Origin of the sequence: Bifidobacterium aerophilum, from assembly GCF_010667685.1 — a bacterium.
In the GTDB taxonomy this organism is placed as follows: domain Bacteria; phylum Actinomycetota; class Actinomycetes; order Actinomycetales; family Bifidobacteriaceae; genus Bifidobacterium; species Bifidobacterium aerophilum.
The window spans coordinates 19,716-43,091 of sequence record NZ_WHZW01000021.1 but is presented as its reverse complement, the minus strand read 5'-3'; the positions used below and the strand labels follow the sequence as shown (position 1 = coordinate 43,091).

26 protein-coding genes are annotated in these 23,376 nt (G+C 62.9%); 13 read left to right on the top strand and 13 right to left on the bottom strand.

The annotated features are described in order from the left end of the window. Window positions 1-89 precede the first annotated feature (89 nt). Complete coding sequence (locus GFD25_RS09865; RefSeq protein WP_163232371.1) at window positions 90-1,037, bottom strand: LysR family transcriptional regulator; 948 nt, start codon at window positions 1,035-1,037, stop codon at window positions 90-92. Window positions 1,038-1,129: 92 nt separating this feature from the next. Between GFD25_RS09865 and GFD25_RS09860 the strand changes: the two genes are divergently transcribed. The 3 genes from GFD25_RS09860 to GFD25_RS09850 all read left to right on the top strand — a co-directional run bounded on the left by GFD25_RS09860 (window position 1,130) and on the right by GFD25_RS09850 (window position 4,045). Beyond that, a complete protein-coding gene (locus tag GFD25_RS09860; protein ID WP_163232369.1) occupies window positions 1,130-1,783 on the top strand; it encodes a sugar O-acetyltransferase in 654 nt (217 codons plus the stop codon). A 218-nt stretch (window positions 1,784-2,001) separates the two neighbouring features. After that, on the top strand, window positions 2,002-2,853 hold the full coding sequence (locus GFD25_RS09855; RefSeq protein WP_163232367.1) for an aldo/keto reductase: 852 nt from the start codon (window positions 2,002-2,004) through the stop codon (window positions 2,851-2,853). A 133-nt stretch (window positions 2,854-2,986) separates the two neighbouring features. Next, the gene (locus tag GFD25_RS09850) at window positions 2,987-4,045 is read left to right on the top strand and encodes an aldo/keto reductase (protein ID WP_163232365.1); all 1,059 of its coding nucleotides are present in this window, start codon (window positions 2,987-2,989) and stop codon (window positions 4,043-4,045) included. A 114-nt stretch (window positions 4,046-4,159) separates the two neighbouring features. Here the strand turns inward: GFD25_RS09850 and GFD25_RS09845 are convergent, their stop codons facing one another. Further along, window positions 4,160-4,495 (bottom strand): DMT family transporter, encoded by a 336-nt coding sequence (locus tag GFD25_RS09845; RefSeq protein WP_163232363.1) that lies wholly within the window; start codon window positions 4,493-4,495, stop codon window positions 4,160-4,162. Window positions 4,496-4,748: 253 nt separating this feature from the next. After that, window positions 4,749-5,228 carry a flavodoxin gene (locus GFD25_RS09840; protein WP_163232361.1) on the bottom strand — a complete coding sequence of 160 codons (480 nt, stop codon included), beginning with the start codon at window positions 5,226-5,228 and terminating at the stop codon, window positions 4,749-4,751. A gap of 224 nt (window positions 5,229-5,452) precedes the next feature. Here GFD25_RS09840 and GFD25_RS09835 point away from each other — a divergent pair, with 224 nt between their 5' ends. After that, window positions 5,453-5,893, top strand: coding sequence for a GNAT family N-acetyltransferase (locus tag GFD25_RS09835; RefSeq protein ID WP_163232359.1), 441 nt, complete (start codon window positions 5,453-5,455; stop codon window positions 5,891-5,893). Window positions 5,894-5,925: 32 nt separating this feature from the next. On the opposite strand, the gene GFD25_RS09830 is transcribed toward GFD25_RS09835, so the two are convergent. Beyond that, window positions 5,926-6,843 (bottom strand): AraC family transcriptional regulator, encoded by a 918-nt coding sequence (locus GFD25_RS09830; protein ID WP_163232357.1) that lies wholly within the window; start codon window positions 6,841-6,843, stop codon window positions 5,926-5,928. Window positions 6,844-7,089: 246 nt separating this feature from the next. On the opposite strand from GFD25_RS09830, the gene GFD25_RS09825 reads away from it, so the two are divergent. The 3 genes from GFD25_RS09825 to GFD25_RS09815 all read left to right on the top strand — a co-directional run bounded on the left by GFD25_RS09825 (window position 7,090) and on the right by GFD25_RS09815 (window position 10,124). Further along, complete coding sequence (locus GFD25_RS09825; RefSeq protein ID WP_163232355.1) at window positions 7,090-7,659, top strand: DUF1349 domain-containing protein; 570 nt, start codon at window positions 7,090-7,092, stop codon at window positions 7,657-7,659. Window positions 7,660-7,768: 109 nt separating this feature from the next. Next, window positions 7,769-8,425, top strand: a complete 657-nt coding sequence (locus GFD25_RS09820; RefSeq protein WP_204314867.1) for a sugar O-acetyltransferase — start codon at window positions 7,769-7,771, stop codon at window positions 8,423-8,425. A gap of 619 nt (window positions 8,426-9,044) precedes the next feature. Further along, window positions 9,045-10,124 (top strand): CTP synthase, encoded by a 1,080-nt coding sequence (locus tag GFD25_RS09815; protein ID WP_239512533.1) that lies wholly within the window; start codon window positions 9,045-9,047, stop codon window positions 10,122-10,124. A 484-nt stretch (window positions 10,125-10,608) separates the two neighbouring features. On the opposite strand, the gene GFD25_RS09810 is transcribed toward GFD25_RS09815, so the two are convergent. After that, window positions 10,609-11,013, bottom strand: coding sequence for a winged helix-turn-helix transcriptional regulator (locus tag GFD25_RS09810; RefSeq protein ID WP_163232353.1), 405 nt, complete (start codon window positions 11,011-11,013; stop codon window positions 10,609-10,611). Between the two features lie 163 nt (window positions 11,014-11,176). Here GFD25_RS09810 and GFD25_RS09805 point away from each other — a divergent pair, with 163 nt between their 5' ends. The 3 genes from GFD25_RS09805 to GFD25_RS09795 all read left to right on the top strand — a co-directional run bounded on the left by GFD25_RS09805 (window position 11,177) and on the right by GFD25_RS09795 (window position 13,075). Next, the gene (locus GFD25_RS09805; protein ID WP_163232351.1) at window positions 11,177-11,692 is read left to right on the top strand and encodes a flavodoxin family protein; all 516 of its coding nucleotides are present in this window, start codon (window positions 11,177-11,179) and stop codon (window positions 11,690-11,692) included. Window positions 11,693-11,723: 31 nt separating this feature from the next. Further along, on the top strand, window positions 11,724-12,446 hold the full coding sequence (locus GFD25_RS09800) for an SDR family NAD(P)-dependent oxidoreductase (protein WP_163232349.1): 723 nt from the start codon (window positions 11,724-11,726) through the stop codon (window positions 12,444-12,446). A 104-nt stretch (window positions 12,447-12,550) separates the two neighbouring features. After that, complete coding sequence (locus GFD25_RS09795) at window positions 12,551-13,075, top strand: NAD(P)H-dependent oxidoreductase (RefSeq protein ID WP_163232347.1); 525 nt, start codon at window positions 12,551-12,553, stop codon at window positions 13,073-13,075. Window positions 13,076-13,145: 70 nt separating this feature from the next. Here the strand turns inward: GFD25_RS09795 and GFD25_RS09790 are convergent, their stop codons facing one another. After that, complete coding sequence (locus GFD25_RS09790) at window positions 13,146-14,048, bottom strand: LysR family transcriptional regulator (RefSeq protein WP_163232345.1); 903 nt, start codon at window positions 14,046-14,048, stop codon at window positions 13,146-13,148. 248 nt (window positions 14,049-14,296) lie between these two features. On the opposite strand from GFD25_RS09790, the gene GFD25_RS09785 reads away from it, so the two are divergent. Continuing rightward, window positions 14,297-15,478: an MFS transporter gene (locus GFD25_RS09785; protein ID WP_163232343.1), complete on the top strand. Its 1,182-nt coding sequence runs from the start codon at window positions 14,297-14,299 to the stop codon at window positions 15,476-15,478. On the opposite strand, the gene GFD25_RS09780 is transcribed toward GFD25_RS09785, so the two are convergent. The 4 genes from GFD25_RS09780 to GFD25_RS09765 all read right to left on the bottom strand — a co-directional run bounded on the left by GFD25_RS09780 (window position 15,435) and on the right by GFD25_RS09765 (window position 18,776). Next, window positions 15,435-16,247: a methyltransferase domain-containing protein gene (locus GFD25_RS09780; RefSeq protein WP_163232341.1), complete on the bottom strand. Its 813-nt coding sequence runs from the start codon at window positions 16,245-16,247 to the stop codon at window positions 15,435-15,437. The genes GFD25_RS09785 and GFD25_RS09780 overlap by 44 nt on opposite strands. Before the next feature lie 196 nt (window positions 16,248-16,443). Then, a complete protein-coding gene (locus GFD25_RS09775) occupies window positions 16,444-16,752 on the bottom strand; it encodes a cupin domain-containing protein (protein ID WP_420837556.1) in 309 nt (102 codons plus the stop codon). Window positions 16,753-16,946: 194 nt separating this feature from the next. Beyond that, window positions 16,947-17,756, bottom strand: a complete 810-nt coding sequence (locus GFD25_RS09770; protein WP_338024650.1) for a class I SAM-dependent methyltransferase — start codon at window positions 17,754-17,756, stop codon at window positions 16,947-16,949. Window positions 17,757-17,867: 111 nt separating this feature from the next. Beyond that, a complete protein-coding gene (locus GFD25_RS09765; protein ID WP_163232335.1) occupies window positions 17,868-18,776 on the bottom strand; it encodes an SDR family NAD(P)-dependent oxidoreductase in 909 nt (302 codons plus the stop codon). A 120-nt stretch (window positions 18,777-18,896) separates the two neighbouring features. Between GFD25_RS09765 and GFD25_RS09760 the strand changes: the two genes are divergently transcribed. Next, the gene (locus GFD25_RS09760; protein WP_163232333.1) at window positions 18,897-19,577 is read left to right on the top strand and encodes a TetR/AcrR family transcriptional regulator; all 681 of its coding nucleotides are present in this window, start codon (window positions 18,897-18,899) and stop codon (window positions 19,575-19,577) included. A gap of 228 nt (window positions 19,578-19,805) precedes the next feature. Here the strand turns inward: GFD25_RS09760 and GFD25_RS09755 are convergent, their stop codons facing one another. After that, on the bottom strand, window positions 19,806-21,101 hold the full coding sequence (locus GFD25_RS09755) for an NADH:flavin oxidoreductase/NADH oxidase family protein (protein ID WP_239512532.1): 1,296 nt from the start codon (window positions 21,099-21,101) through the stop codon (window positions 19,806-19,808). Window positions 21,102-21,250: 149 nt separating this feature from the next. Here GFD25_RS09755 and GFD25_RS09750 point away from each other — a divergent pair, with 149 nt between their 5' ends. Next, window positions 21,251-21,823: a TetR/AcrR family transcriptional regulator gene (locus GFD25_RS09750; RefSeq protein WP_163232332.1), complete on the top strand. Its 573-nt coding sequence runs from the start codon at window positions 21,251-21,253 to the stop codon at window positions 21,821-21,823. A 13-nt stretch (window positions 21,824-21,836) separates the two neighbouring features. Here the strand turns inward: GFD25_RS09750 and GFD25_RS09745 are convergent, their stop codons facing one another. Together GFD25_RS09745 and GFD25_RS09740 are read right to left on the bottom strand one after the other, a co-directional pair. Beyond that, complete coding sequence (locus GFD25_RS09745; protein ID WP_163232330.1) at window positions 21,837-22,493, bottom strand: NUDIX hydrolase N-terminal domain-containing protein; 657 nt, start codon at window positions 22,491-22,493, stop codon at window positions 21,837-21,839. 60 nt (window positions 22,494-22,553) lie between these two features. Further along, entirely contained in the window at window positions 22,554-23,336 is a 783-nt protein-coding gene (locus GFD25_RS09740; RefSeq protein ID WP_163232328.1) for a class I SAM-dependent methyltransferase, read from the bottom strand. Window positions 23,337-23,376 lie beyond the last annotated feature (40 nt).

The following is a 23,376-nucleotide window of genomic DNA, read 5'->3' as shown; positions in this document are numbered from 1 at the left end:
AAAGTTCAAAGTTCAAAATCATTGGTTCAAACCATAGCACCGCATCATGTAACAAAACGCCGCAAGTTCAATTCTTGGCTTATCGATAGCTAAATTGAACCTCCAGATCTCAGGAACTCGACGAACGCCGCAGCCGAGGGATTGAGCGTACGGTTCCGCTTCCACACGACAACGGACGGCACGTCAAGATGCGGCGTCAATGGCACGAACCGCAGGCCTTCGCCGACCTGTCCAACGTCGATGCACAGCGCGACGCCGAGACCGTGCCGCACCGCGATCGCCGCATTCAACGGCAGGTTGTACGTGCCGGAAACCGTGATCTCGTCACGTACGCCACCAAACCAGTTGTCCAACATGCCGCGCACCTGCGGGCGGTACTGCATCAGCACCTCCCGTCCCCCGAGATCGTCAGGAGTGATCCCGTCGAGACCGGACAGCGGATCGTCGTCGCGCATCATCACGCCCCATCGGTCCGCCTGCGGCAAATTCAGGAAGCCGAACCGTTCCGCGTCGATCGCCCCGCCCATCACGGCGACATCGGACAGACCCTGTTCCAGTCGTTCCTGCATCACATCGGCCGTCGCGGAGAACAACGCGAACCGCACACGCGGATGCCGAGCGCGGAACACGGCCATGCGTTCGGCGATCCAGTCGACGCCGCGCAGTTCGCCGCAACATATCGCGATCTCGCCATCCAGTTCCCCGGCCGAACGGTTCGACACATCGCTTATCGTCTTGTCGGCGAGTTCGACGAGCGCCCGCGCCCGGTCACGCAGCAGCATGCCTTCCGGGGTCAGCGTAATGGATCGTTGGCCTCGTTCGAACAGCGTCACGCCCAACTCGCGTTCGAGCTGCTGTAGCTGCCGCGACATCGTGGGCTGGGATATCCGCAGCAGTTCGGCGCCGCCGGTGACGCTGCCTTCCTCGGCAGCCGCCAGAAAATACCGTAACACACGCAGCTCCATGCCTCGCTCCGTTCCGCCGTCGCCCGCATCGCCATGGCGCATCCGACCGGATGCCGCTACGACATTAGCCATACATTTTAAGCATAGACGACCATATGCTCATGCTATTGGACAATGCGTGATCGAGGCGGTTCAATGATGGCGATCGTCGAAAGGAACGCATCATGACCTCCACCGCAACCCTTTCCGTCGCAAACGACACATCCGCAGTCCGCGACGGCATTCCCGATACGGAATCGCCGGAGTCGTCCTTCCGGGCGACGGACCTGCTCGCCCGAGACCGCGGCGGCAAACCCGTCGACCCGCACGAGCCCGGCTACGACGCCGTCATCGGCACCATCATCCGCGCCACGAAACGGCTGTGCGCCGAACTGAACACCGGCTTGCATGAACCCAAGGAAATCCATGAGATTTTCGAGCAAATCGTCGGCCACAGCGTGGACCCGTCGTTCCGACTCAACCCACCGTTCTACACGGATTTCGGGCGCAACATCACGCTCGGACGCAACGTGTTCATCAACTGGGGATGCACGCTCATGGACCGCGGCGGCATCAGCATCGGCGACGACTCGTTTCTGGGGCCAAACGTACAGCTCATCACCATCAACCACATGAAGGACCCGGCGCATCGCGCGACCACCGTGAGCCAGCCGATCACGATCGGCAGACGCGTGTGGATCGGCGCGGGCGCGATCATCCTGCAGCACGTGACGGTCGGCGACGGCGCGATCGTCGGCGCGGGCGCGATCGTCACGCACGACGTGCCGGCCGGCGCGATCGTCGCCGGCAATCCCGCTCACGTCATCGGCCACGTCTGATCGCGACGCCACGCGACATCCGGTCTGGCAGACGCGTGTTCGGCCGCGATCGCACCGATCGGACTCGCATAAACATATGGTTCACGCGACGGCAACCAGAAGCAATCGCTGAAGTCATGTGTGCCGAAGCCGAACGCCATACCATAATCATGGACACGCCGCCCAGTCATGAACCTGGACGACACGCAACCATCCATTCGACGATATAAGGACAACCCATGGAAACCATCACGCTGAACAACGGGGTCACGATGCCGATGCTGGGATTCGGCGTCTACCAGATCACCGACGCCGCTCAATGCGAACAGGCCGTATCCGATGCGATCGACGTCGGATACCGGCTCATCGACACGGCCGCCGCCTACACCAACGAGGAGGCGGTCGGCCGCGCGATCGCACGATCCGGCGTTGCGCGCAGTGAACTGTTCGTCACCACAAAACTGTGGGTGCAGGATCAGGGCTACGATGCGGCACGCCGCGCGTTCGACCGGTCGATGGCGAGACTGGGACTCGACTATCTCGACCTGTACCTGATCCACCAGCCATTTGGCGACTACTACGGCTCATGGCGCGCAATGGAGGAGCTGCTGCGCGAAGGACGCGTCCGGGCGATCGGCGTATGCAACTTCCCCAATGACCGTCTGGTGGATCTGTGCCTGCACGTCGAAGTGACGCCGGCGTTGAACCAGATCGAAACGCATCCGCTGTGCCAGCGCATCACGGAGCACAAGGTCATGGAGGAGTACGGCGTCGCGCATGAATCGTGGGGATCGTTCGCGGAGGGACGCGGAGGCATGTTCCACAACGAGACGATCGCCGGCATCGGCGCGCGATATGGCAAGTCGGTGGCGCAGGTGATCCTGCGCTGGCTGCTCCAGCGCGGCATCGTGTGCATCCCGAAGTCCGTGCATCGCAACCGCATCGAAGAGAACTTCGACGTGTTCGACTTCACGCTCTCCGACGACGACATGACCCGCATCGCCGCGCTCGACACCGGCAGGAGCCTGTTCCGCGGCGATGACGACGCCGAGACGGCGCGCTTCCTCAGCACCATCCGGTTCCCCATCTGATTTTCGGAACCGCGCGTGGTGCGCCAATGGCAGTCAGGCATGTCAGGCGGGGCATTCCCGTCGGCCGTTGGCGCACGCGACCGGCGTCACATCATCGTTGGCATTGGACGACATATCAGGCAAGGAGTTGATTATGGCACAGGATGGTCAGTTGCCGACTCGCACACTGGGCACAGGGAAGGCCGCGCTGAAGGTGTCGGCGACCGGTTTGGGCTGCATGGGGTTCACGATGAGCTGGCCGCCGTTCCTGCCGCACGACGAGTCGATCCGCGTGATCCGCGCGGCGTACGAGATGGGCGAACGGTTCTTCGACACGGCCGAAGTGTACGGGCCGTTCACGAACGAGGAGCTGGTCGGCGAGGCGTTGGAACCGTTCCGCGACGACGTGGTGATCGCCACCAAGTTCGGGTTCGCCCTGCACGGCGGCCCGAACGGCGACGGCTCGGACAGCGACGCCACGTTGGACGCGTCCGGCCGCGTGCAGCAGACCGATTCGCGCCCCGCGACGATCCGCAAGGCGGTCGAGGGGTCGCTCAAACGGCTGCGCACCGATCACATCGACCTGTACTACCAGCATCGCGTGGACACGGCCGTGCCGATCGAGGATGTGGCCGGAGTCATGGGCGAACTCATGGCCGAAGGCAAGATCCTGCACTGGGGGCTGTCGGAGGCCGCGCCCGCCACCGTGCGCCGCGCGCATGCGGTCACGCCGGTCACGGCCGTGCAGAACGAGTATTCGATGTGGTGGCGCAAACCCGAACAGGAGCTGATGCCGATGCTCGAGGAATTCGGCATCGGGCTCGTGCCGTTCAGCCCGCTCGGCAAGGCGATGCTGGCAGGCCGGTTCACCGCGGCCACACGCTTCGCCACCGACGACTATCGCAGCAGGATCCCGCGCTTCTCCCCCGACAACATGGCACACAACATCCGCATGAGCGAATACGTGCAGTCGCTGGCGGACGAGCGCGGCGTCGCGCCCACACAGATCGCGCTCGGCTGGCTGCTCGCGCAGCGCCCGTGGATCGTACCGATCCCCGGCACCAAGCACGTCGACCGCCTGCGGCAGAACCTCGGCGGCACAGCCGTCACGTTCACGCCGGACGAACTGGCCGAGATCAACCGCACGCTCGACTCGATCACCATCGAAGGCGCCCGCTACGCGCCCACGCAGGAGGCGCTCACCAACCGGTGACGGACGCACCGTGGTCAACTCGGACGACTCGACCACGCAACGCATAAGGGCGGGGCGCATACGGACCATATCCGTATGCGCCCCGCCCCGCATTCGTCATGCGTGCCCATGCCGTCATGCCACGGCGTGCGTGCCCCACTGCATGACGGCAATGCCGACGATCATGATGGCCATGCCCGCGAGCATCTTCCAGTTCAGCGGGTCATGGAACAGCACGCGTGCGGCGAATGCGGTCAGGATGATGCCCACGCACGACCACACGCCGTAGGCGAGCGCGGTCGGCATGCCGCGTTCCAGCACCACGGACAGCAGGTAGAAGCACGTCACGTAGCCGATAATGACCGGGATCGCCCACATGGGTTTGGAGAACCCTTCGGACGCGCGCAACGACAATGTCGCCACCACTTCGCAGCAGATGGTCACGAACAGCAGCAGCCAGGTGACCGCCATATTCCCTCCTCCATGTTGCTTTGTGCTCATGACGCCCCATCGTAGCCGCGCGCCCGGAGCGGTGTTCTTTCGTCATACGGTTCACGCATGGTTGGGTGTCTATGCAGTCGCGCATCGCAGATGCCGGCTTCGCCGTGCGCGACTGATCCGATCGGTTCATCAGCCCGCGCAACAATCATTGACGCAACGCGGAGACGGCCATTATCGGCCTGTGCGCGAATCTGCCGGACACAGGCGTCACCACGATGCCGAACTATAGGTTCAGACCGTCGACCCACTGGGCGAGCTTGGCCTCGCTTTCGGAGGCGGCGACGCGGCGGCCCGGCACCCACCGGGCGGCGGGTGCGGAGTCGTGCAGCTGCACGCCGTCGGCGCCGCGCGTGCTGGAACCGGACGTGGCGAACGTCACGACGGTCTTGCCGGCCCAGTCCGCGCTTTCGAGGAAGGTGCGCACCACGCGCGGCGCGGTCTCCCACCACAGCGGGTAGCCGACGAACACCACGTCGTAAGGCTCCACATCGATCGGTTCGGCGAGCGCCGGGCGCATGTCGCGGTGCGCGTGCTCCACGCTGGAACGGCTGGCGGTGTCGCGCCAGTTGATGTCGGCGGCCGTGTAGGGCTGCGCCGGCACGATTTCCTTCAGGTCCGCGCCGATGGCGTGCGCGAGGCGTTCGGCCACGCCGCGCGTGGTGCCGGTGGCGGAGAAATACGTGACGAGCGTGCGTTTGTTCATGATGGTTCCTTTCCATGAGGGTCATGGCTGCATGCCACGGGTCTTGAACCGCATGCAGCTTCCGTTCCGTATTACACCGCATCCACATAGTATCGACCAATAGTGTCGTCCGATGCCCGCTCATGCCTTGAAGACATACGTCATTCCGTCTTTCTCGCGTCGTCGTTCGATGGTGGATCATACGGTTCGGGCATGGAATCGTCGGCATTCTTTACAATGACCTCATGCAGTTGACGGTGAAACGATTTGAAGAGCTGAGCGCGGCGGAACTGTACGAGATTTATCGCGTGCGTGTGGCGGTGTTCGTGGTGGAGCAGCGGTGCGCCTATCAGGAGGTCGACGATGCGGACCGGCATTGCTGGCATGCGTTCCTGCACGACGAGAACGGCATCGCCGCCTATTGCCGCGTGATCGATCCGGGCGTCACGTTCCCGGAAGTTTCGATCGGCCGCGTGCTGGCGACCCGCCGCCGACAGGGGCTCGGCACGCGGATCGTACGCGAGGGACTGCGTGTGGCACAGGAACATGCGCACGCCGACGTCGTGCACATCGAGGCGCAGACCTACGCGCGGGGCCTGTACGAGCAGCTCGGCTTCACACAGGTCTCCGACGAGTTCCTCGAAGACGGCATCCCGCACATCGGCATGATCTGGAGGGCGCAATAGTACGTGCAAGTTTCGCAATCACGCTCCAATCTTCACTCCGGCAACACAGGACGCCGCGAAACCCGTCCGGCAATGGCACGATATTCTCTTGGCGTACATCCGTAGCGCTGCCGGAACCGTTTGGCGAAATAGCTGGCGTCATTGAACCCGCAGACACGGGCGACGTGCGCGACGGAATCGTCGTCGGAGCCGAGCATCGCCGCGGCCCGACGCAGACGGTAGGAGATCAGGTACTCCCCCGGGCTGACTGCGGCGAGGCGCGTGAACAGTCGGAAACATTCGGTGCGGCCGATGCCGGCGCTGGCCGCGATGTCGGCCACATCGATGCCGTCGCCGAAATGTCGTTGAACGAACGTCATCATGGTGCGCAGGCGCCGTTCACGAAGCAGTTCCGTCTCGTCAGGCCGCTCGTCCGGCACCTTGTCGAGCGCCGACAACGTCAGTCGCCACAGTTTCGCCACGTGTTCGACGTATTCCAGCGGCGCAGTTGTCCCGCGTTTGCCGATTGACGTAACCGTCAGTATTTCCGCAAGTATGTCACGGTCGCGGATCGCACTGAGATGCAGTCCGGCGAGCGGCCGATTCGTGACCGGCAGGACGTGCCGGCTGTAGATCGTGCCGGATGGCTGCCCGGTGAAGAACAGCGGCGAGAACGTGACGCAGCTCATGATCGCGCCCGAGGTGGGATTGTCGGCCGAGTGCAGCGCTTCGGAGTTGATGAAGATGCCGTCGCCCTGTTCGAGTCGTATCGCGTCGCCGCCGGCGAGATGATAGTCGCAGGCGCCACGCAGCATGATCGCGAATTCGAAGTCGCGATGCCAGTGCACGTTGATCTCGTGACCGGCGAGCGTGTCGAAGTAGTCCATGCAGAAGTGGATCGGCAGGGTGGGGTCGTCGTACCGCACGTCCTCCAGATAGTCGGAGTTCACCTGGACCGCGATGTTTGCCATATCATCTCATCTCCATGCATCTTCGCGTATCGAATCCACCGGTATGGAACGATTCTCCTATATTCAGGAATCATCATACCAATATTTCGCCACAATAAACGCTCTTTGGAAGAGTTTACGGAATTATCATCATAATCAATCACCTCGGTCAAACCGGGATACGCAGCGCCGGGCACCGATCCCGAATACGCCGGCACAAGCCGGAGCAAGACCCGCCCCGGACCACCGATCGAAAGGAATTCCATCATGCTGTGCGCGAACTCGGACAACGTCACATTCAACATCAGCGGCAACGTACTGACCATCGAATCCATACCGGGCAAGGACTTCTTCGTCAATCCCGTGGACGACAGCGTGGTAGCCGACGCGGCATTCGTCTATCGGCCGGTCGTGGGCGACTTTGTCTGCCGCGCCAAGATCTCGCTCGAGCACAAGGCGAAGTTTGACGGCGGCGCGCTGTTCGCCTATCAGGACGACACGCATTGGGTGAAGGCATGCTTCGAGCAGGGCGACTACGGGTTCAAGTCGGTCGTCACCGTGGCGACCGACGGCGTTTCGGACGACTGCTATGGCGTCACCGTCCATGGCGATTTCGTCTGGCTGCAGCTCGCCCGCACCGACGACGTGTTCTCGATCCACTACTCCTTCGACGGCATGCAGTGGTTCATGTCACGCCTGTGCTCCTCCATACCGTTCGACCGGCTGCTCAAGGTCGGGTTCGAGGCCCAGTCCCCCACCGGCGAAGGCGGCACGCGCACCTTCACCGACTTTGAGATCCTCGACCATCGCCTGTCCGATCCGCGTGCCGGACAGTGACCGCGCAACTCCCGGGTCATGTTCGGCTTATCCGATTCGATCCGGGTACATCGAGCATGTCACCTATAATGTACGACCGTACACAACTTCGGCGAAGGAGCGAACAATCATGACCACGAACACCTACGACGTCACCGCGGATCTCACGCCCGAGGGACGCGTCGAATGGGATCTTATGGTGGCCGGCGAGGTCTATCAGGACTCGCATCCGGAGATCGAACGCAAGCGCGTGGAGGCCAAGAAGCTGTTCCGTGCCTACAACGTGCTCGACTATGATCAGGAGGCAGAACGGCGCGCGATCATGGAACAGCTGTTCGCCGCGGTGGGCGACGACGTGTTCATCGAACCGAACTTCCGCTGCGAGATGGGCCGCAACATCTCGATCGGCTCGCACGCGTACATCAACTTCGATTGCGTGATGCTCGACAACGCGCCGATCACGATCGGCGACTACGTGTGGATCGCGCCGATGGTCGGTCTGTTCGCCACCAACCATGCGCTCGACTTCGAGGAGCGCAAGGCAGGCGCATGCCAAGCCAAGCCGATCGTGATCGAGGACGGCGTGTGGCTGGGCGGCCATGTGACCGTGCTCGGCGGCGTGACCATCGGCCGTGGCTCGGTGATCGGTGCGGGTTCGGTCGTCACGCACGACATCCCGGCCGGCGTGGTCGCCGTGGGCAATCCGGCCCGCGTGCTGCGCCCGATCACCGAAGCGGACAAGACCGGTTTCTGCGAGCGCATCGCAGCCCGCGACGCGGCCCGCTGACAGCGAGGATGGACGACCGATTATCAGCGAACGATTACTTCCTGTCTCCGCCGTCGATCCGATCATCATGTCGGCGGCGGAGACGGCCACCAGCCCGTTCACGCCGACGTTCGTGATTCACATCGCCACGACCGTCATCGCCGCAACGTTCGTTCGGCCCACTGACACCGGGTCTTCCCACGTTTCGCCACGACAATCAATCCAGAACCATTCCGCACCCCGTCCATCGGTGGAGCCGTGCGGAATGGTCTTGTTCCGTTCGCGGCAAGCATGCCGGCGAGGCCGTTCGCATTCCCGGACACCATTCCGCATATCCGGATCGCACACGATCTAGTCATAACGGCATAGTTCAAGTCCGACGCCGATCCCGCCGCACCGAGTCGGCACCATAATCCGTTCTCGCAAAGTCCGCATGATTTCACAGGTCGCGCGAACTTTATGAAGTTTGGGCGGTCTTTTTCTTCGCAAAGTCCGCAAGGTCGTCACAATCATGCGAACCTTGCGAAGTCGGAGCCGAGCCGAACGCTACGACACGCCGAAGCATACCTTTCGACCACATACCCCTGTTTTCATTGCACGGGTAACCGCATGCGCCCATCATATCCGTATGCGCAAGAATATGGACATCGACAACCTATGCGACGAAGCCGAAACCTTCCGCCGCTGCTTCTCCCCTGTGACCAGTGCCCAACGCCACGCCGTGATTACACGGCTGCGATCGGGACTGCTGGCCCGCCCCCATCGCGGCATCTACGCGCGAACCGAGTACTGGAACGGCCTGAATGCCAGCGAACAGGCACGTCATGTCATCCGCTCACTGGCGTACCGGCAGCCATCCCGCATATTCGCCGGGCTCAGCGCCGCCGCCATACTGCAACTCGAATACAGTTGGCGGCTCCACGATGACGATACGGTGTTCATCGCATCGTCCACCGGCGGCAATTCCCGCTGTCACGCGAATATCCGCCGCATCTTCATGCGGCATATGCCGGTGGTCCGGGTAGCGCATAGTCCATGCCCCGGAGGCCTCGTGATCTCCGTTGCGCCGGAGCATGCGTTGTCCGCCGCGACGCCCGATCCGGGGACGGAGATTGTACGAATCACTTCGCCGGCAAGGACGCTGGTCGATTGCGGTTTGCGATATCCGTTTGCGCAGGCGATGCCTATGTTCAATTCGGCGTTGCGCAAGGGGCTCGTCACATTGGACGAGGTAATGGAGACGTGCGACGGATTGCAGGCGAACCACGGTCCCGTGCTGCGCCTGCTGCATTATGCGAACCCGTTGTGCGAGAACGGCGGCGAATCGTGGTGTTACGCGACGATCCTCGATCTGGGGTTCGCGGTGCCGCAATTGCAGCATGTGTTCGTCGACCCCGACGCCCCGTGGAAACGATACCGTGTCGATTTCGTATGGCATACGCAGGATGGGCGCATCATCGTGCTGGAATATGACGGCACCGGCAAGTATGTCGATCCGAAGATGACGGGACGACGCGGCGTACAGTCCGTGGTACATGACGAACGCGAACGCGAGGACGCATTGCGCCGCGCCAAGGTGACCACGATTATCCGGACGACGTTCGACGAGGTTGCGCAACGCTCGCCGCTGATGCATAAATTGTTGGACGCCGACGTGCCTATGACCGGCATGCATCCGTTCTACGAACGGCGGACAGACATCAGGGGACGTGAATATTGATCTGGAAGACCGGTAGGTACGGGCTCGAGCACGCCGCTCCTCGCAAAGTTCGCATGATTTCGTGAGGTGTACGAACCTTGCGAAGTTTGAACCACTTGTTTCCTCGTATAGTTCGCACGGTCGACGAAATCATGCGAACTTTGCGAGGAGAAGCTACGGAGATTACTACGAAAGCGGACTTCGGACAAAATCAGGACCAGGAACCGCACAACAAATCATTCCGAACGAGCGCCGATGTTTAGCTCCGCAGGTCATCAATGAGCTCCATCACATCGGACGGACGGCTGCGGAACATTCGCCCGTTCGCCCCTCATCGGACTCTCTATTCATCGCCGCAACGGCGCTCCGAACGACCGGCCAACTCTACGATCACGCATCACACGACGACCGATCCGTCGCCGGACGCATCTTCCAAGCGTATTCGCCCCCGGCAGGGCATTATTTAGGCACGCCATGAACGCCGATTCGGTATCGCTTTGGTTCGTTATTCCACCGGACCGTCGGCCGGCGCGTCGAGCAGGCGTTGGCCCCATTTCTCGAATTCCTTGAGGGCGGGGATGATGGCGTAGCCGTTGTCGGTGAGCGCGTATTCGACGCGCGGCGGCACCTCGTTGTATTGGGTGCGGCTGACGAGTCCGTATTCCTCAAGGTCGCGCAGCGTGTTGGTGAGCATCATGTTGGTGATGCCGAGCTCGCGTTTGATCTCGTTGTACCGGGCGGCGCCGCGCACGGACAGCACATACATGACCGGCAGCTTCCACTTGCCCTCAATGGCCTTGAACGCGTAGCCGATGGCGCAGGTCGGCGCGGTGAGACTTACGTCGGCTTCCGCGGCGACATATACGCCAGGCAGCGCGGCCGTTTCGTTTGATTCGACTTGCTCGTTCATGGTTTCCCATCCTAACATCGTTGCCATATTCCAAAGATCAGTTTTTTATTCTAAGAACGAAAAGTATATGTACTCATGCATACTGTCCTTATCGGAACACCGCGGAACACGCATGTGCATCGCATCCGCGGCAAGACAACCAAACCGACCGAAAGGACCGATCATGGCCAAGCACATTCTCGTCATCCAGGGCAGCCCGACCAAGGGCGGCAACGCCGACATGCTCGCCGACGCGTTCATCGAAGGCGTCGAGTCCGCCGGCAACACCGCGACCAAACTCACGCTCGCCGACATGAACATCGCGCCGTTCACCGGCTACGACCAGCCGGCCGACGACATGACGACCGTGATGGAGCAGATGAAGGCAGCGGACGGCATCGTGATCGCCACGCCGACCTATTGGATGCAGTTCTCCGCGCAGATCAAGGCGATGATGGACCGTCTGCCGTTCGACGCGCATGACGATCTCGCCGGCAAGGAGTCGGCGCTGCTGGTCGCCGGAGCCAGCCCCGAGGATGTGCTCGCCAAAAACGTGCTCGGCTACTACGAGATGTGCTTCGGCGAAAGCCTCGGCTGGAGGATCAAGGGTTCCGTGCTTGCGGCCGGCGTGTTCGCACCCGGCCAGGTCGCCGGAACCCCGTATCTCGACAAGGCACGCGAGCTCGGCCGCGAGTTCTAAGTCGCGCAGCCCGCGAAGGAAGGAGATCGCCATGCAGCAGATCGCACTCATCACCGGCTCGGGCCGCAAGGGCGGCCTCGGCTACGAGACCGCCCGTCAGCTCGGCGAGGCCGGCTATCACGTCATCCTCGCCGCGCGCAGGCCGGAACTCGCGCAGCTCACGCAGGAACTCATCGGCCAGGGCATTTCCGCAAGTTATGTGCGTCTCGACACCACCGACGAGGCAAGCGTCGCCGCGGCAGCAGCGGAAGTCGACCGCCGCTTCGGCCGGCTCGACGTGCTCGTCAACAACGCGGCGTCCATGCGCGCCGGCGCATCCGTCGAGCAACAGGACATCGCCGAGATGCGCGCCGTGCTCGACACGAACGTAATCGGCACGTGGATCGTCACGCAGAAGTTCATTCCGCTGCTGCGCAGGTCGGAGCACGGCCGCATCGTCAACGTGTCCAGCGGCGCCGGCTCGTACGGCGACCCGCAGTACGGGTTCCTGCACGGCGCGATGGGCATCCCCGCGTCCGGATACGGCATCTCCAAGCTCGCGATCAACGGCCTGACGATAAAGACCGCGAAGGAGCTCGCCGCCGACCATATCCTCGTCAACGCGGTCTGCCCGGACATCACCGACACGTTCGGCTCGGGCATGTTCGGCCGTCCGGTCGAGGTGAGCGCGAAAAGCGTGACCTGGGCGGCGACGCTGCCCGACGACGGTCCGACCGGCGGCTTCTTCCGCGACGGCAAGCCGCTGCCGTGGTGACGGCCCACCGAGCGTCAGTCTCCCGAATCGATCGTCCCATACGGTACAGTAGTGGCAATACGCACAAATCGTATGATCGCCACAACGCAGTCGAAGGAGACATCATGAAAACGCTGGTCCTCGTCTTTCACCCCGATCTGAGCCGCTCCCGCGCGAACGCCGCGCTCATGGCCGCCGCGCAACAGGACACCGATGGCAACGTCACCGTGCGTGACGAATACGCGCTCTACCCGAACGGCAAGATCGACGTGGCCGCCGAACAGCAGCTCGTCGAGCAGCATGATCGCATCGTGCTGCAGTTCCCGCTCTACTGGTATTCCGCGCCCGCGCTGCTCAAGGAGTGGGAGGACAAGGTGCTCGAATACGGCTGGGCGTACGGCACGGACGGCGAGGCGCTTACGGCCAAGCAGATCATGGTCGCCACGACCGCCGGCGGGCCGGAATCCGAATACCAGCCGGTCGACGACGGTGCGACGATCGACGAAGTGCTCTCGCCGTACCGCATGATGGCCCGATACACGCACGCCATGTGGTTGAAGCCGTTCGTCGTGTTCGAGTCGATGGAACTGGACGACGCGGCGCTCGCCGACGCCGGACGGCGGTATCGCGAGGCGCTGCTGGCCGAATAGCACAGCCGGCGATACCTTCGTCACATATGATTCCGCGCGCCCAGTGCCCTCATACGCATTGGGCGCGTTTCTATTGCAGCACGGCGCCGATCGCGTCCACGAACGCCTGGACGGCGGCAGACGGTTCCTTGGGATAGAACAGCCCATAGGCGATGGTCAGATCCCAGTCCACCGGCATCGGGCGAATCATGGGATGGATGCCGGTGCCGAAGGTGCGGGCGAGGATCAGATCGCCGCTGGCCGCGCACGCGTTGAAATCGTCGAACGTATACGACCGCATGTCGATCAGCGTGACGCCCGGCACCGCGGACAGCACGGCCCGCGCCCGATCCATGGCATCGTTGACGCCGGGCGCGGGGATATGGATGCGCTGGCCTTCCAGATCGCTCAAGTGCAGCGTCGAGCCGGAGCGGACCGACAGCTGATTCGACAGGGGCACGCCCATGCGCAGCGGATACTCGCCCAGTTTGAGCACGTTGCAGTCATGTTCCCGACGTCCCGGAGAGAAGCCGTTGGCCGTCATGTCCACGTCCTCGCCGAGATGGTCGAGCGCGGTCATGAATCCGTCGGGGCCGTCCGCCAGTGAGACCAGCTCCAGACTCACGTGACGTCCTTGGTTCGCAAGCCAGACCGATGCGCGCGGCCACAGTTCGAGCAGCGGGGTCGCCGGACGCAGCATGGATACGGCGAGCCGGACCGTCTCCCCTGCCGTTCGTCCCAGTTGCCGCGCATGCTGCAGCGACCGTTCGCTTTGCCGGATCAGGCCGCGCGCGTCCTCGATCAACGCGCGTCCGGACGCCGTGGGGGTCACGCCGTTGTTGGTCCGGGCGAACAACGTCAATCCGTATTCGTGTTCGAACCCGGCGATCTGTTTGATCACCGCGGTCGCCGACAGATGCAGCCGTTGCGCCGCCCGGCTGAAACTGCCGCATTCCTCCGCCGCGATGATGGCGTCCAATCGCCTGTCGTACATGCCGCCTCCGTCCCGCGCGCGCCTGTCACATTATTCCCAACATCAGTTATAACCAAAAGAACGCACTCGAGCACCACAAGGCGTCACGATACAGACCGGACGCATAACCGGCGACCATACAATGCGATATCGGAAGCATCCGTCGATCATCGCGTCCGACGCGACGGACGATATCGTGAAGGGAAGTCGTTATGCCGGCAATGGCAAGGAGACAGCGCATAACCGAACGTGCGAACGAACGCGGATTCATGACCGTCGACATCGCGCTCATCATGGCCGCGGCATTCTTCTACATGGCCGGCACCATGATGGGCACCACATTGATCGTCGGATACTCGCACTCTCTGGGTGCGAGCGCAACGTTGGCGGGCACGATAGCCGGCACGATGAACATCGTCTCGCTGCTGTGCCGGCCGTGGGCGGGGCGGCTCAGCGACCACGCCCCGCTGCGCCGGTTCGCGATGGTCGCGATCATGCTGCTGATCGTCGCCAACGCCGGCTACGCGGCTTCGCCCGATGCGACGTCGATCCTGGTGGCCCGCATCGTCAACGGCATCGGTTTCTCCGGCCTGTCCGTATGCCTTGCGGCCTGGCTGACCGCATTGATCCCGTTGGATCACATCGGCAAGGGCATGGGGTACTACGGCATGGTCAACGCTCTGGCCATGGCGCTCGGCCCCGCCGCCGGCATCCGTCTGCGTTCGCAGTTCGGATATCATGTGACGTTCGCTGTCGTCGTCGCCGCGATGATCGTCGCTCTTGTGCTGGTGTCGTTCGCGCACGACGACATGGCGCGGCGCAACGCGGCAACGGCATCGACGGCGGGGGCTGCGATGCCGCAGGCCGATACCGGTCTTCGGGGATTTGTCGAACGGACGATTTCGGTGCGCGTGATCCCGGTGGCGTTCGTGTTCATGCTGTTCGCCATCCCCTACTGCGCCACGCAGTCGTACATCGTCACCTATGTGGAGGCACGGCGGCTGCCGGTGGACGTCGGCCTGTTCTTCCCGCTGTACGCGGTCGCGTTGCTGGCGTTGCGCGTGGCCATGCGCAACCTGTTCGACCGGCGTTCGTTCCGATGGTTCCTATGGTTGTGCGCGGCGTGCATGATGGTTTCGCTCGGTGCGCTCACGGTCATGCGCGGCAACGGGGTCATGCTGGTCGCCGCCGTGTTCATGGCGGCGTCCTACGGCATCATGAGTTCGGTCAGCCAGTCCGCCGCCGTACGTCTGGCCGGGGCCGGTCATGGCGGGCGCGGCAACGGCACGTACTACATCGGGCTGGATCTGGGCATGGCGTTGGGGCCGATCATCGGCGGCGTCCTGTATGAGCGAGTCGATCCGGCGTGGTTCTATCCGATGCTGATGATCGCCGTGCCGGCGGCGGTCATCGTGTATCTTGTTGCGGGGCGTGCCTGCGGACGGCGGTGAAGAAGAACCTCGGGAACGGGAAGATGATGCTGCCGTCCGACTGCGTCGGATAGGCGTCGCGGACCAGGTCGAACACCGCGCGCTCGAATGCCTTACGCTCGCCGTCGTCCGCCAGCGCCTGCAGGTACGGGCGCAGTCCGGTGCCTCGATACCAGTCCATGATGGCTTCGTGCGAGGGCAGCGTGTGCATGTACGTGATCTTCCAGATGCGGAAGGACGCGGCGTTCGCGTGCAGCAGCTCCCAGTATTCGGGTGGCGTGAGGTTGTAGAACTCGCGGCTCTGCGGCAGCCGTTCCGCGTATGCCGGAGAATGCACGAGTTCGGCGATGATGCGGTGGATCGGCTCCTCGTAGTTCATCGGCGTCTGCACGGCCAGCGCGCCGCCTTCGCGCAGGAGGCCGAGCATCGCGGGGATGAGACGCGCATGGTCGGGCACCCATTGGATGCATGCGTTGGAGAACACCACGTCGAAGTCGTGCGGCAGCGCGGCCAGTTCGTCCGGTTTCGACACGTCGCACAGCGCGAAGTCGACGTCGGGATGGGCGGCGCGCGCCGCGGCGATCATGTCCGGCGAATTGTCAATGCCGAGGATCGTCGCGTGCGGGTAGCGTTCGCGCAGCACGGCGGTGCTGTTGCCTGGCCCGCAGCCGATGTCGAGCACGCGCACGACCGTCCCGTCGTCCGGCGGCAGCTGCGCGGCGAGATCGCGCGACGGTTGCGTGCGTTCCTTCTTGAATCGCAGATACTGTTCGGAATCCCATACGACCATGCGATTCACGCTAGTCCCGCACGCAGCTCGCGTCCATCATGCCGTCCGCATGTCGGTCATCGATCGTCGAACCGCTCCACGTCACGCTCCGAAAGTGTGTTGCAACACGTTGCGGAACGGATTAATCCGATCGGATGATCACCCGACGACAGTCGTTGTCCCGTCTGACGCAACGATGATTCCGACATGCGGACATTCAGTGTCGCATCATGATCAGCATCATCTTGGACGCCTCAGCGGCGTATACCGCGTGCGGCAGGCGGGTCGGGAAGTGCAGGATGCCGCCCGGCACGAGGTCCACGGTCCTTCCGCCGCCGGTGACCTTGAGATGGCCTTCGAGGCATTGCACCAGCACCGGCATGGCGGCGGTGTGCTCGCTCAGTTCCTGGCCCTTGTCGAAGGAGAAGAGCACCACGTTGGCGCCTTCCACCTGCATCACGGTGCGCGAGACGGTCGCTTCGGGCTGCACCTCGACCAGCGGCTTCAGGTCGTCGATGAACTCCATCACCTGGGACTGCTGCGTTTCGTTCTCATTGTTCGTCTGTTCGCTCATCATCGAACTCCTTCATGTTCGTTGTCTGTCTGCCGGTGCCGGCTCCGCGAAAAAGCCGGCATCGGCACGGTCATACGGTCAATCTTCGTGAGGCGACCGACCCGTCGCCGCGTGCGTTCTTCCAGCGTATCCTGTCGCGCGGAACGCTACCGTCGGCGCGCCACGAACGCGACGCCGGTCAGCTTGTCGCCGTACGTGTTGAATACGTGACGCATCTGCATGACGCGCGCCCGCAGATCGCGGTGGGTCAGCACGTTGCGCATGATGCGCAGTACTCCGGCCACGCCCTCGTCCGCCAGATTGCGGCGCATCTTGAGCAATGCCATCGGCTCGCTGCCGCTCCACAGCACGTCGAAGCCGGCGGATTCGAGCAGTTCGCGCCATTCGGCCTCGGTCAGCGGACGGGCGTTGACCTTGATCGCCCTGGCGAGATCCTTGCGGATCGCATCCTTGACGGATTCGTCGAGCCCGTCCGGCGCGAGGCCCATTTCGTGGATCGCGTATAGTCCGCCCGGGGCGAGTAGACGATGCGCCTCACCGATGATCGCCCGCTTGCCGCGTTCGGACTGCATGGTGAGCATCGCCTCGCCGATTACCACATCCGCGGACGCGTCGGGCAATCCGGTCTGCGCCGCGTCGGCCAGCACGCAGATGCCGTTCACCGGGGCCGCCAGCGGTCTGATGATGTCCACCACCTGCGCGTCCCGGTCGACGCCGGTGTATGCCGACGGTCCGGCTTCCATGATCAGCCGCGTGGTGCGGCCCAGTCCCGGCGCGAATTCCACCACACGACGGCCGGCGATCGCCACCTGCGCGAGCATGCGCTTGGTGAGCCGCTCACCGCCCGGCCTGAGCACTCGTTTGCCCAGTTGGGCCAGCACCCAGTGTCCCTGCATGTGCTCCGCATCGCGGTCGGCTTGGGGCAGACTCGCGGATGGGATATCTGAAGTTCCCACGGCGCGTTCGGTCTTCGTATGTTCATTCATTCGTCCCAGCTTACGGGATCGATTCGTTGCGCAACAGACTGGTGTCCCGCGCCGAATTGTGGTATATGGCGACCGCCGGCGTTATTGCGTCACGTCGGTCAGATACGAGGCACAGACCCGTTCGCAATAGTCCCAGATGCGGCGCTCGCCGTCGGCCGAGATCCATTTGCCATTGATGTGCTTGCGGCGCATGTTGCCCCAGAATTCGCCGCTGACGCCCTCGACGGTCGGCGACGAAGCCATGAGCACGCTCGTGCGCGCTCCGTGTCGGGCGGTGCGGATGAACGGCAGCCATAGGATGATCAGCGGCAGCATCCACGGCGACTTGCGGATCGACTCGCGTTGCAGCGCAGTCGCCGCCGATCCCGGTTCGACCGTGTTCACGGTGACGTTGCGCACGCCGGCCGCCTTGAGTCGCGCATCAAGCTGCCGCATGAGCCACCAGACGTACAGTTTGGAGAATCCGTAGGCGCGTGCCATTGAATAGTGGCCTTCCAGTTCGATGTCGTCGAGGATCGGTTGGCCGGCCTGACGGTAGGATTCGCTGGCGACGGTGACGATGCGCGCCGACGGGCTGCGTTGGAGTTTTGGCAGCAGCAGGTTGGTCAACAGGAACGGTGCGAGCGTGTTGATGGCGAATGTTTTCTCGTGGCCTTCGGCGGTGACCTCGCGGGTGGAGCCGAACTGTCCGCCGGCGTTGTTGACAAGTACGTCGAGATGGTCGTAGGCCGCATTGATGTCGGCAGCAAACCGCGCGACTTCGTTCATCAGCGACAGGTCGGCGACATGTGCGTGCACGTCGCGGTTGCCGGTGCGTTCGACGATCCAGTCGCGCACTTCCTGCGTTTTGCGCGTGTTGCGGCCGTGCATGATGATCGTATGACCCTGTGCGGCGAGCGCGAGTGCGGTCTGTTTGCCGATGCCGCTGGATGCGCCGGTGACGAGGATGGTTTTCTTGGGATGAGTTGCGTTGGATGATGCGCGGTGCATTACTGTCGGATGCCTTCCGGTTATGATGGTACAAGTGTGACACCACTGACGGTAATCGTCGCTCGACGACGAGCGCAAGCAACTCAGGCACGGCGATGACAGAACGGAAGGAAATGTGACATGGCATATGACCGACAAGCCGGCGACCGATTGACCGTCGCCGATCAGACCGCCGACAACCAGCCTGCGAATCATCGCACCATTGGAGATCAAACCGGCGACCGCCGACTGGCCACACTGCATCGCAACAACGAGGAGTCGAACGCATTCGTGCGCGACTGCATCGAGGGCGCGCTCATCCAGCTCATGAAGACGAAACCGTTCGAGTCGATCACCGTCACCGACATCGCACGCCGCGCCGGCGTCTCCCGCAACGCCTACTACCGCAACTACGCGTCGAAGGAGGCGATTCTCGACGGGTTCCTCAGTACCATCTTCGAGGAGATCAACCGCAGTCTCCTGCAGTACGATCCGATGACGCAGACCCGCGAGGCATGGCTGGCCATGCTCGCCGGCGTGCGCGCCATCGCGCCGCAGTATCGGTTGATCCTGCAGGCCGGCCAGGGCGATCGCATTCACGAGCACATGCGTGCGAGCATGAACCGCAGCGTCGACCGGCATGAGATCGGCCCGCGTTATGCCGCAGCCTTTTGGGCGGGCGCGATCTGCGAGACGGTCGACCAGTGGGTGCTGGCCGGCATGGACGCGCCCGACGAGGAGCTGGCCGACGTCATGACCGATCTCATGCTGCACGGCGTCGCCACCGCCGCCCGCTACCGCACCGGCTGCCGGGCCGGCTGAATCGACGGCGCCGCGATTACCTCACCATCATGACTCAGTTCTGGTCGCTTGCCGCCCAATTGCCGACCGCAATCGAATCACCATGCCGACACGGGGACTCAATTTCGGTCGTTTCGCACGCCCATACCGGCCGAGACCGAATCGCAACGCGCATCATGGACTCAGTCTCGGTCGCCGCTGTTTGCGCAACGGCCGACACTGAGTCCATATTCGACCGCGCACCATGGCTCACTGCCGGCCTTTGCGGCGGCGCGGGACAAGCGCGGCCGGTCCGTGCTGCTTGATGGCGAACAGGAGCGCGCGCATGCCGCCGATATGCGGGTTCGGCGTGCGGCCGCGTGCGATGCGGTGCATCTGCAGTTCGAACCAGCTGATGACGAGGATGCCGCCGAATGCCTTGTCGAGCGGCTTGATGCCGGTCGTGACGCGCGGCAGGTCGACGGAGTCCTGCCAGCCGTCGCGGATGATGCGGTTCGGCAGGTCGGGCATGAGCGCGAGCGGGCGCGCGATGCCGATCATCTGCGTGATGCCCGCGTCCAACGCACGGTTCATGTCGGCGGCGTTGCGGAAACCGCCGGTCAGGGCGACCGGCACGGTCAGTTCGCCTTTGGCACGGCGCGCGAAGTCGGTGAAGTACACGCCGCGGCGGCGGTCCTCGGCCGCGCCGTCATTGGTTTGGATGACCGGCTTGGAGTAGGTGCCGCCGGAGATGTCGATGAGGTCGACGCCGCGCGCCTCGAGCTGTTTCATGACCCAGATGGATTCCTCCTCGTTGAAGCCGCCAGGCGCGCCGTCGCGCTCGTTGACCTTGACGGCGATCGGCACGTCGGACGAGTTGAGTTTCACCGCGATCGGAAAGTCGGGGCCAACGGCCTTGCGTACCGCGTCGAATACGTCGAACAGGAAGCGCGCGCGGTTGGCGAGGCTGCCGCCGTATTCGTCGGTGCGCCGGTTGTCGAGCGGCGAAAGGAACTGGTTGATGAGATAGCCGTGAGCCGCGTGGATCTCAACGCCGGTGAATCCGGCTTTTCTGGCGATGCGCGCGGTGTTGGCGAACCGGCGGATGATGTCGCGGATCTGGTCTTGGGTCAGTTCGGTCGGCTCGGCGAAGAAGCGGCCATATTCGCCGTCGACTTTGCCGGCGCTCGGAGCGAGCGGATGCCGGTTGATGGTGATGGGCGACTGCCTGCCGGGATGGTTGATCTGCATCCAGCAGTGCGCGCCGTGTTCGGTGCCTGCCGCAGCCCAGCGACGCAGCATCACCAGATCGCGTTCATCCTCGACGGCGACGTTGCCCGGCTCCCCAAGCTGCGTATGGTCGACCATCACGTTGCCGGTGACGAGCACGCCCGCACCTCCTTGCGCCCACGCACGATACAGGCGCACATGCGCTTCGGTCGGCGCGCAGTCATGCCCGGCGAGGGCCTCGTTCATCGCGGATTTGTAGAACCGGTTCTTGACCGTCACGCCGCAGGGCAGGGTCAGTGGTTCGGCTATCGGCGTGTTCACGGTGTCTGTCGTCATCATCATCACCTTTTCATTAGTCCAGTTTTTTACAACTGTCCAAACAGTAACACAAAGTTGGACAACTGTAAAATTATGAACGATAGGCTATGATGCGGAAACGGACGCAAGTACGGGAACCACGAACAGACGCCGAAGGAGAGCGGACCATGAAGAAAGACTTCAACGGCAAGATCACACGCGGCACGCAACGCACGCTCGACGCGTTCTTCGACGCGACGATGGCACTGCTGCAAGTCAAGTCGTTCGCCGACATCAGCGTCAACGAACTGTGCGAGCACGCCGGCTATCCGCGCGCCACGTTCTACAACTATTTCGAGGATCGCGACGATCTGCTCACCTACTGTTGGACCGCACTGTCCAGACAGGCCGAGCTCGCCGACCTCGCATCAACCGAACCGGAACATCGCATAGACATTGCACTCGACGCCATGGCCGACCTGCTGGAATCCAACACGGAGCCACTGAGCGCAATCCTTAAGAACAACCCGCCCGAAAGCGCGATGTTCGCCAGCCTGCACATGTTCATCGAACGTCAGGCGCACGAGATCATCCGCACCTGTATCGACCGGGACCGTTTCGATCTGCCGGCCGACCTGATCGCCGACCATTACGCGAACACCGTGCTGCTCGTGCTCGACTGGACGTACCTGCGCGGCCACCCGCTCACCCGCGAACAGCTACACGACTACATGCACACGCTGCTTCGCGGAGTGGAATAGAGCAACTACTCGCCTATTCGAACAGCGTCGTCCAGCCGGGGTCGCGGTGGGCGGCGAAACACATGGCGATCTGCTCCGCGGTGTTTCTTGTCGTGGAGAGCCGGGGAAGCCGATCTTCGTCGAAGTAACGGATCTCCGTCGTCTCGATATTCGATTCGAAGCACCCGCCGACACGCGTGCAGAGCACGAAGAACTTGATCACCCCATATGGGAATGACAGACCGTTGTGGTTGGCGCAATCCTGCACTGCGACGAGCCGGTCGGCGGTCACGTCAAGCCCGGTCTCCTCCTTGACTTCCTTGATCACGTTGGAGCGTACGGATTGATTCTCATCGACCCAGCCACCGGGAAGCGACCATTCGCCGCTGTTTTCGTGAGTGAGCAGGATGCGTCCGTCAACGTCGAAGATCGCCGCCCTGGTGTCGAGTTTCGGCGTCGGGTATCCGGCGCTGATCAGGCCGCGGATGCGTTCGGCCGGCATATCGGCCTGCATGGCGAGCATGCCGAGCGCGATGTCGCGGATGCGTTCATATCGTTCCCGGTCGAACGGGTCCTTGTTGTACATCAATCCGGTTTGGGCCAGAGCCTGCAGTTCCTTGGTCCAGTCCAGCAGCATACGATTCGCCGCAGGAGCCGATGATGCCTGTGATACGGGTGCCGGTTCGCTCATGATGTCGCCGCCATTCGTTTCGGGTTGTCCATAACCGTTATCAACCATTATCGCCGCCGATCAGATACGCTCCAGTTCAGCCATTGCCGCATAATGCAGCACGTCGAACCGTTCCGGAGCGATGCGTTCGAGCAGCGTCTTATGCTCCTGCTCCCATGCCGCGACCTTGTTCGCGGGGAGAGAAGCACCAATGCCGCGACATGCCTTCACCCGCCCGTTCCAGCTTTCGCGCGTGAACGGTACCGCGAGCCTGCACTCCTCATGATGGACGAGCGCAAACCCGTCCGCATAGCAGGCGGGGATATCGATCGGCCGCATCCGCTCCCCGGCGCCGCTCCAGTTCGGATTGTATTTCAGGATCAGTCGCTCGCTTGCCCCCGCGATAGGATCCTCGAACGGCAGCCATGCCATGTACAGCACGAGAATGCGGCCGTTGGGTTTAAGTATGCGATGCAGGATGCCGCGAATCGCCTCATGGTCGAAATACCAGAAACACTGGCATGCGGCGATCACGTCGAACATAGCATCGGGAAAATCGATATGCTCCGCCGGCATCGCCTGATATTCGATGCCCATGCCTTCGGAGAGCCGCCGCGCTTGGGCGATCTGTTGTTCGGAGACGTCGACGCCGACCCATGCCGCGCCATATCGAGCCATAGCCCGTGGAATCACGCCTGTACCGGTGCCCAGGTCAAGAACATGCTGCCCGTCACGACGCAGGCCGCGGTCGAGGATTTTCTGGTAGAACTGCGCCGGATAAATGTCGCGATACCGCGCATAGTCGTCCGACACGCGTCCCCAATCAAACGGGGTGCCGCGGTCTATGCGCTCGTCGATTATCATTCGGTCGCCTCCTTTTGCGGACTCCTTGCGCCACCATCAA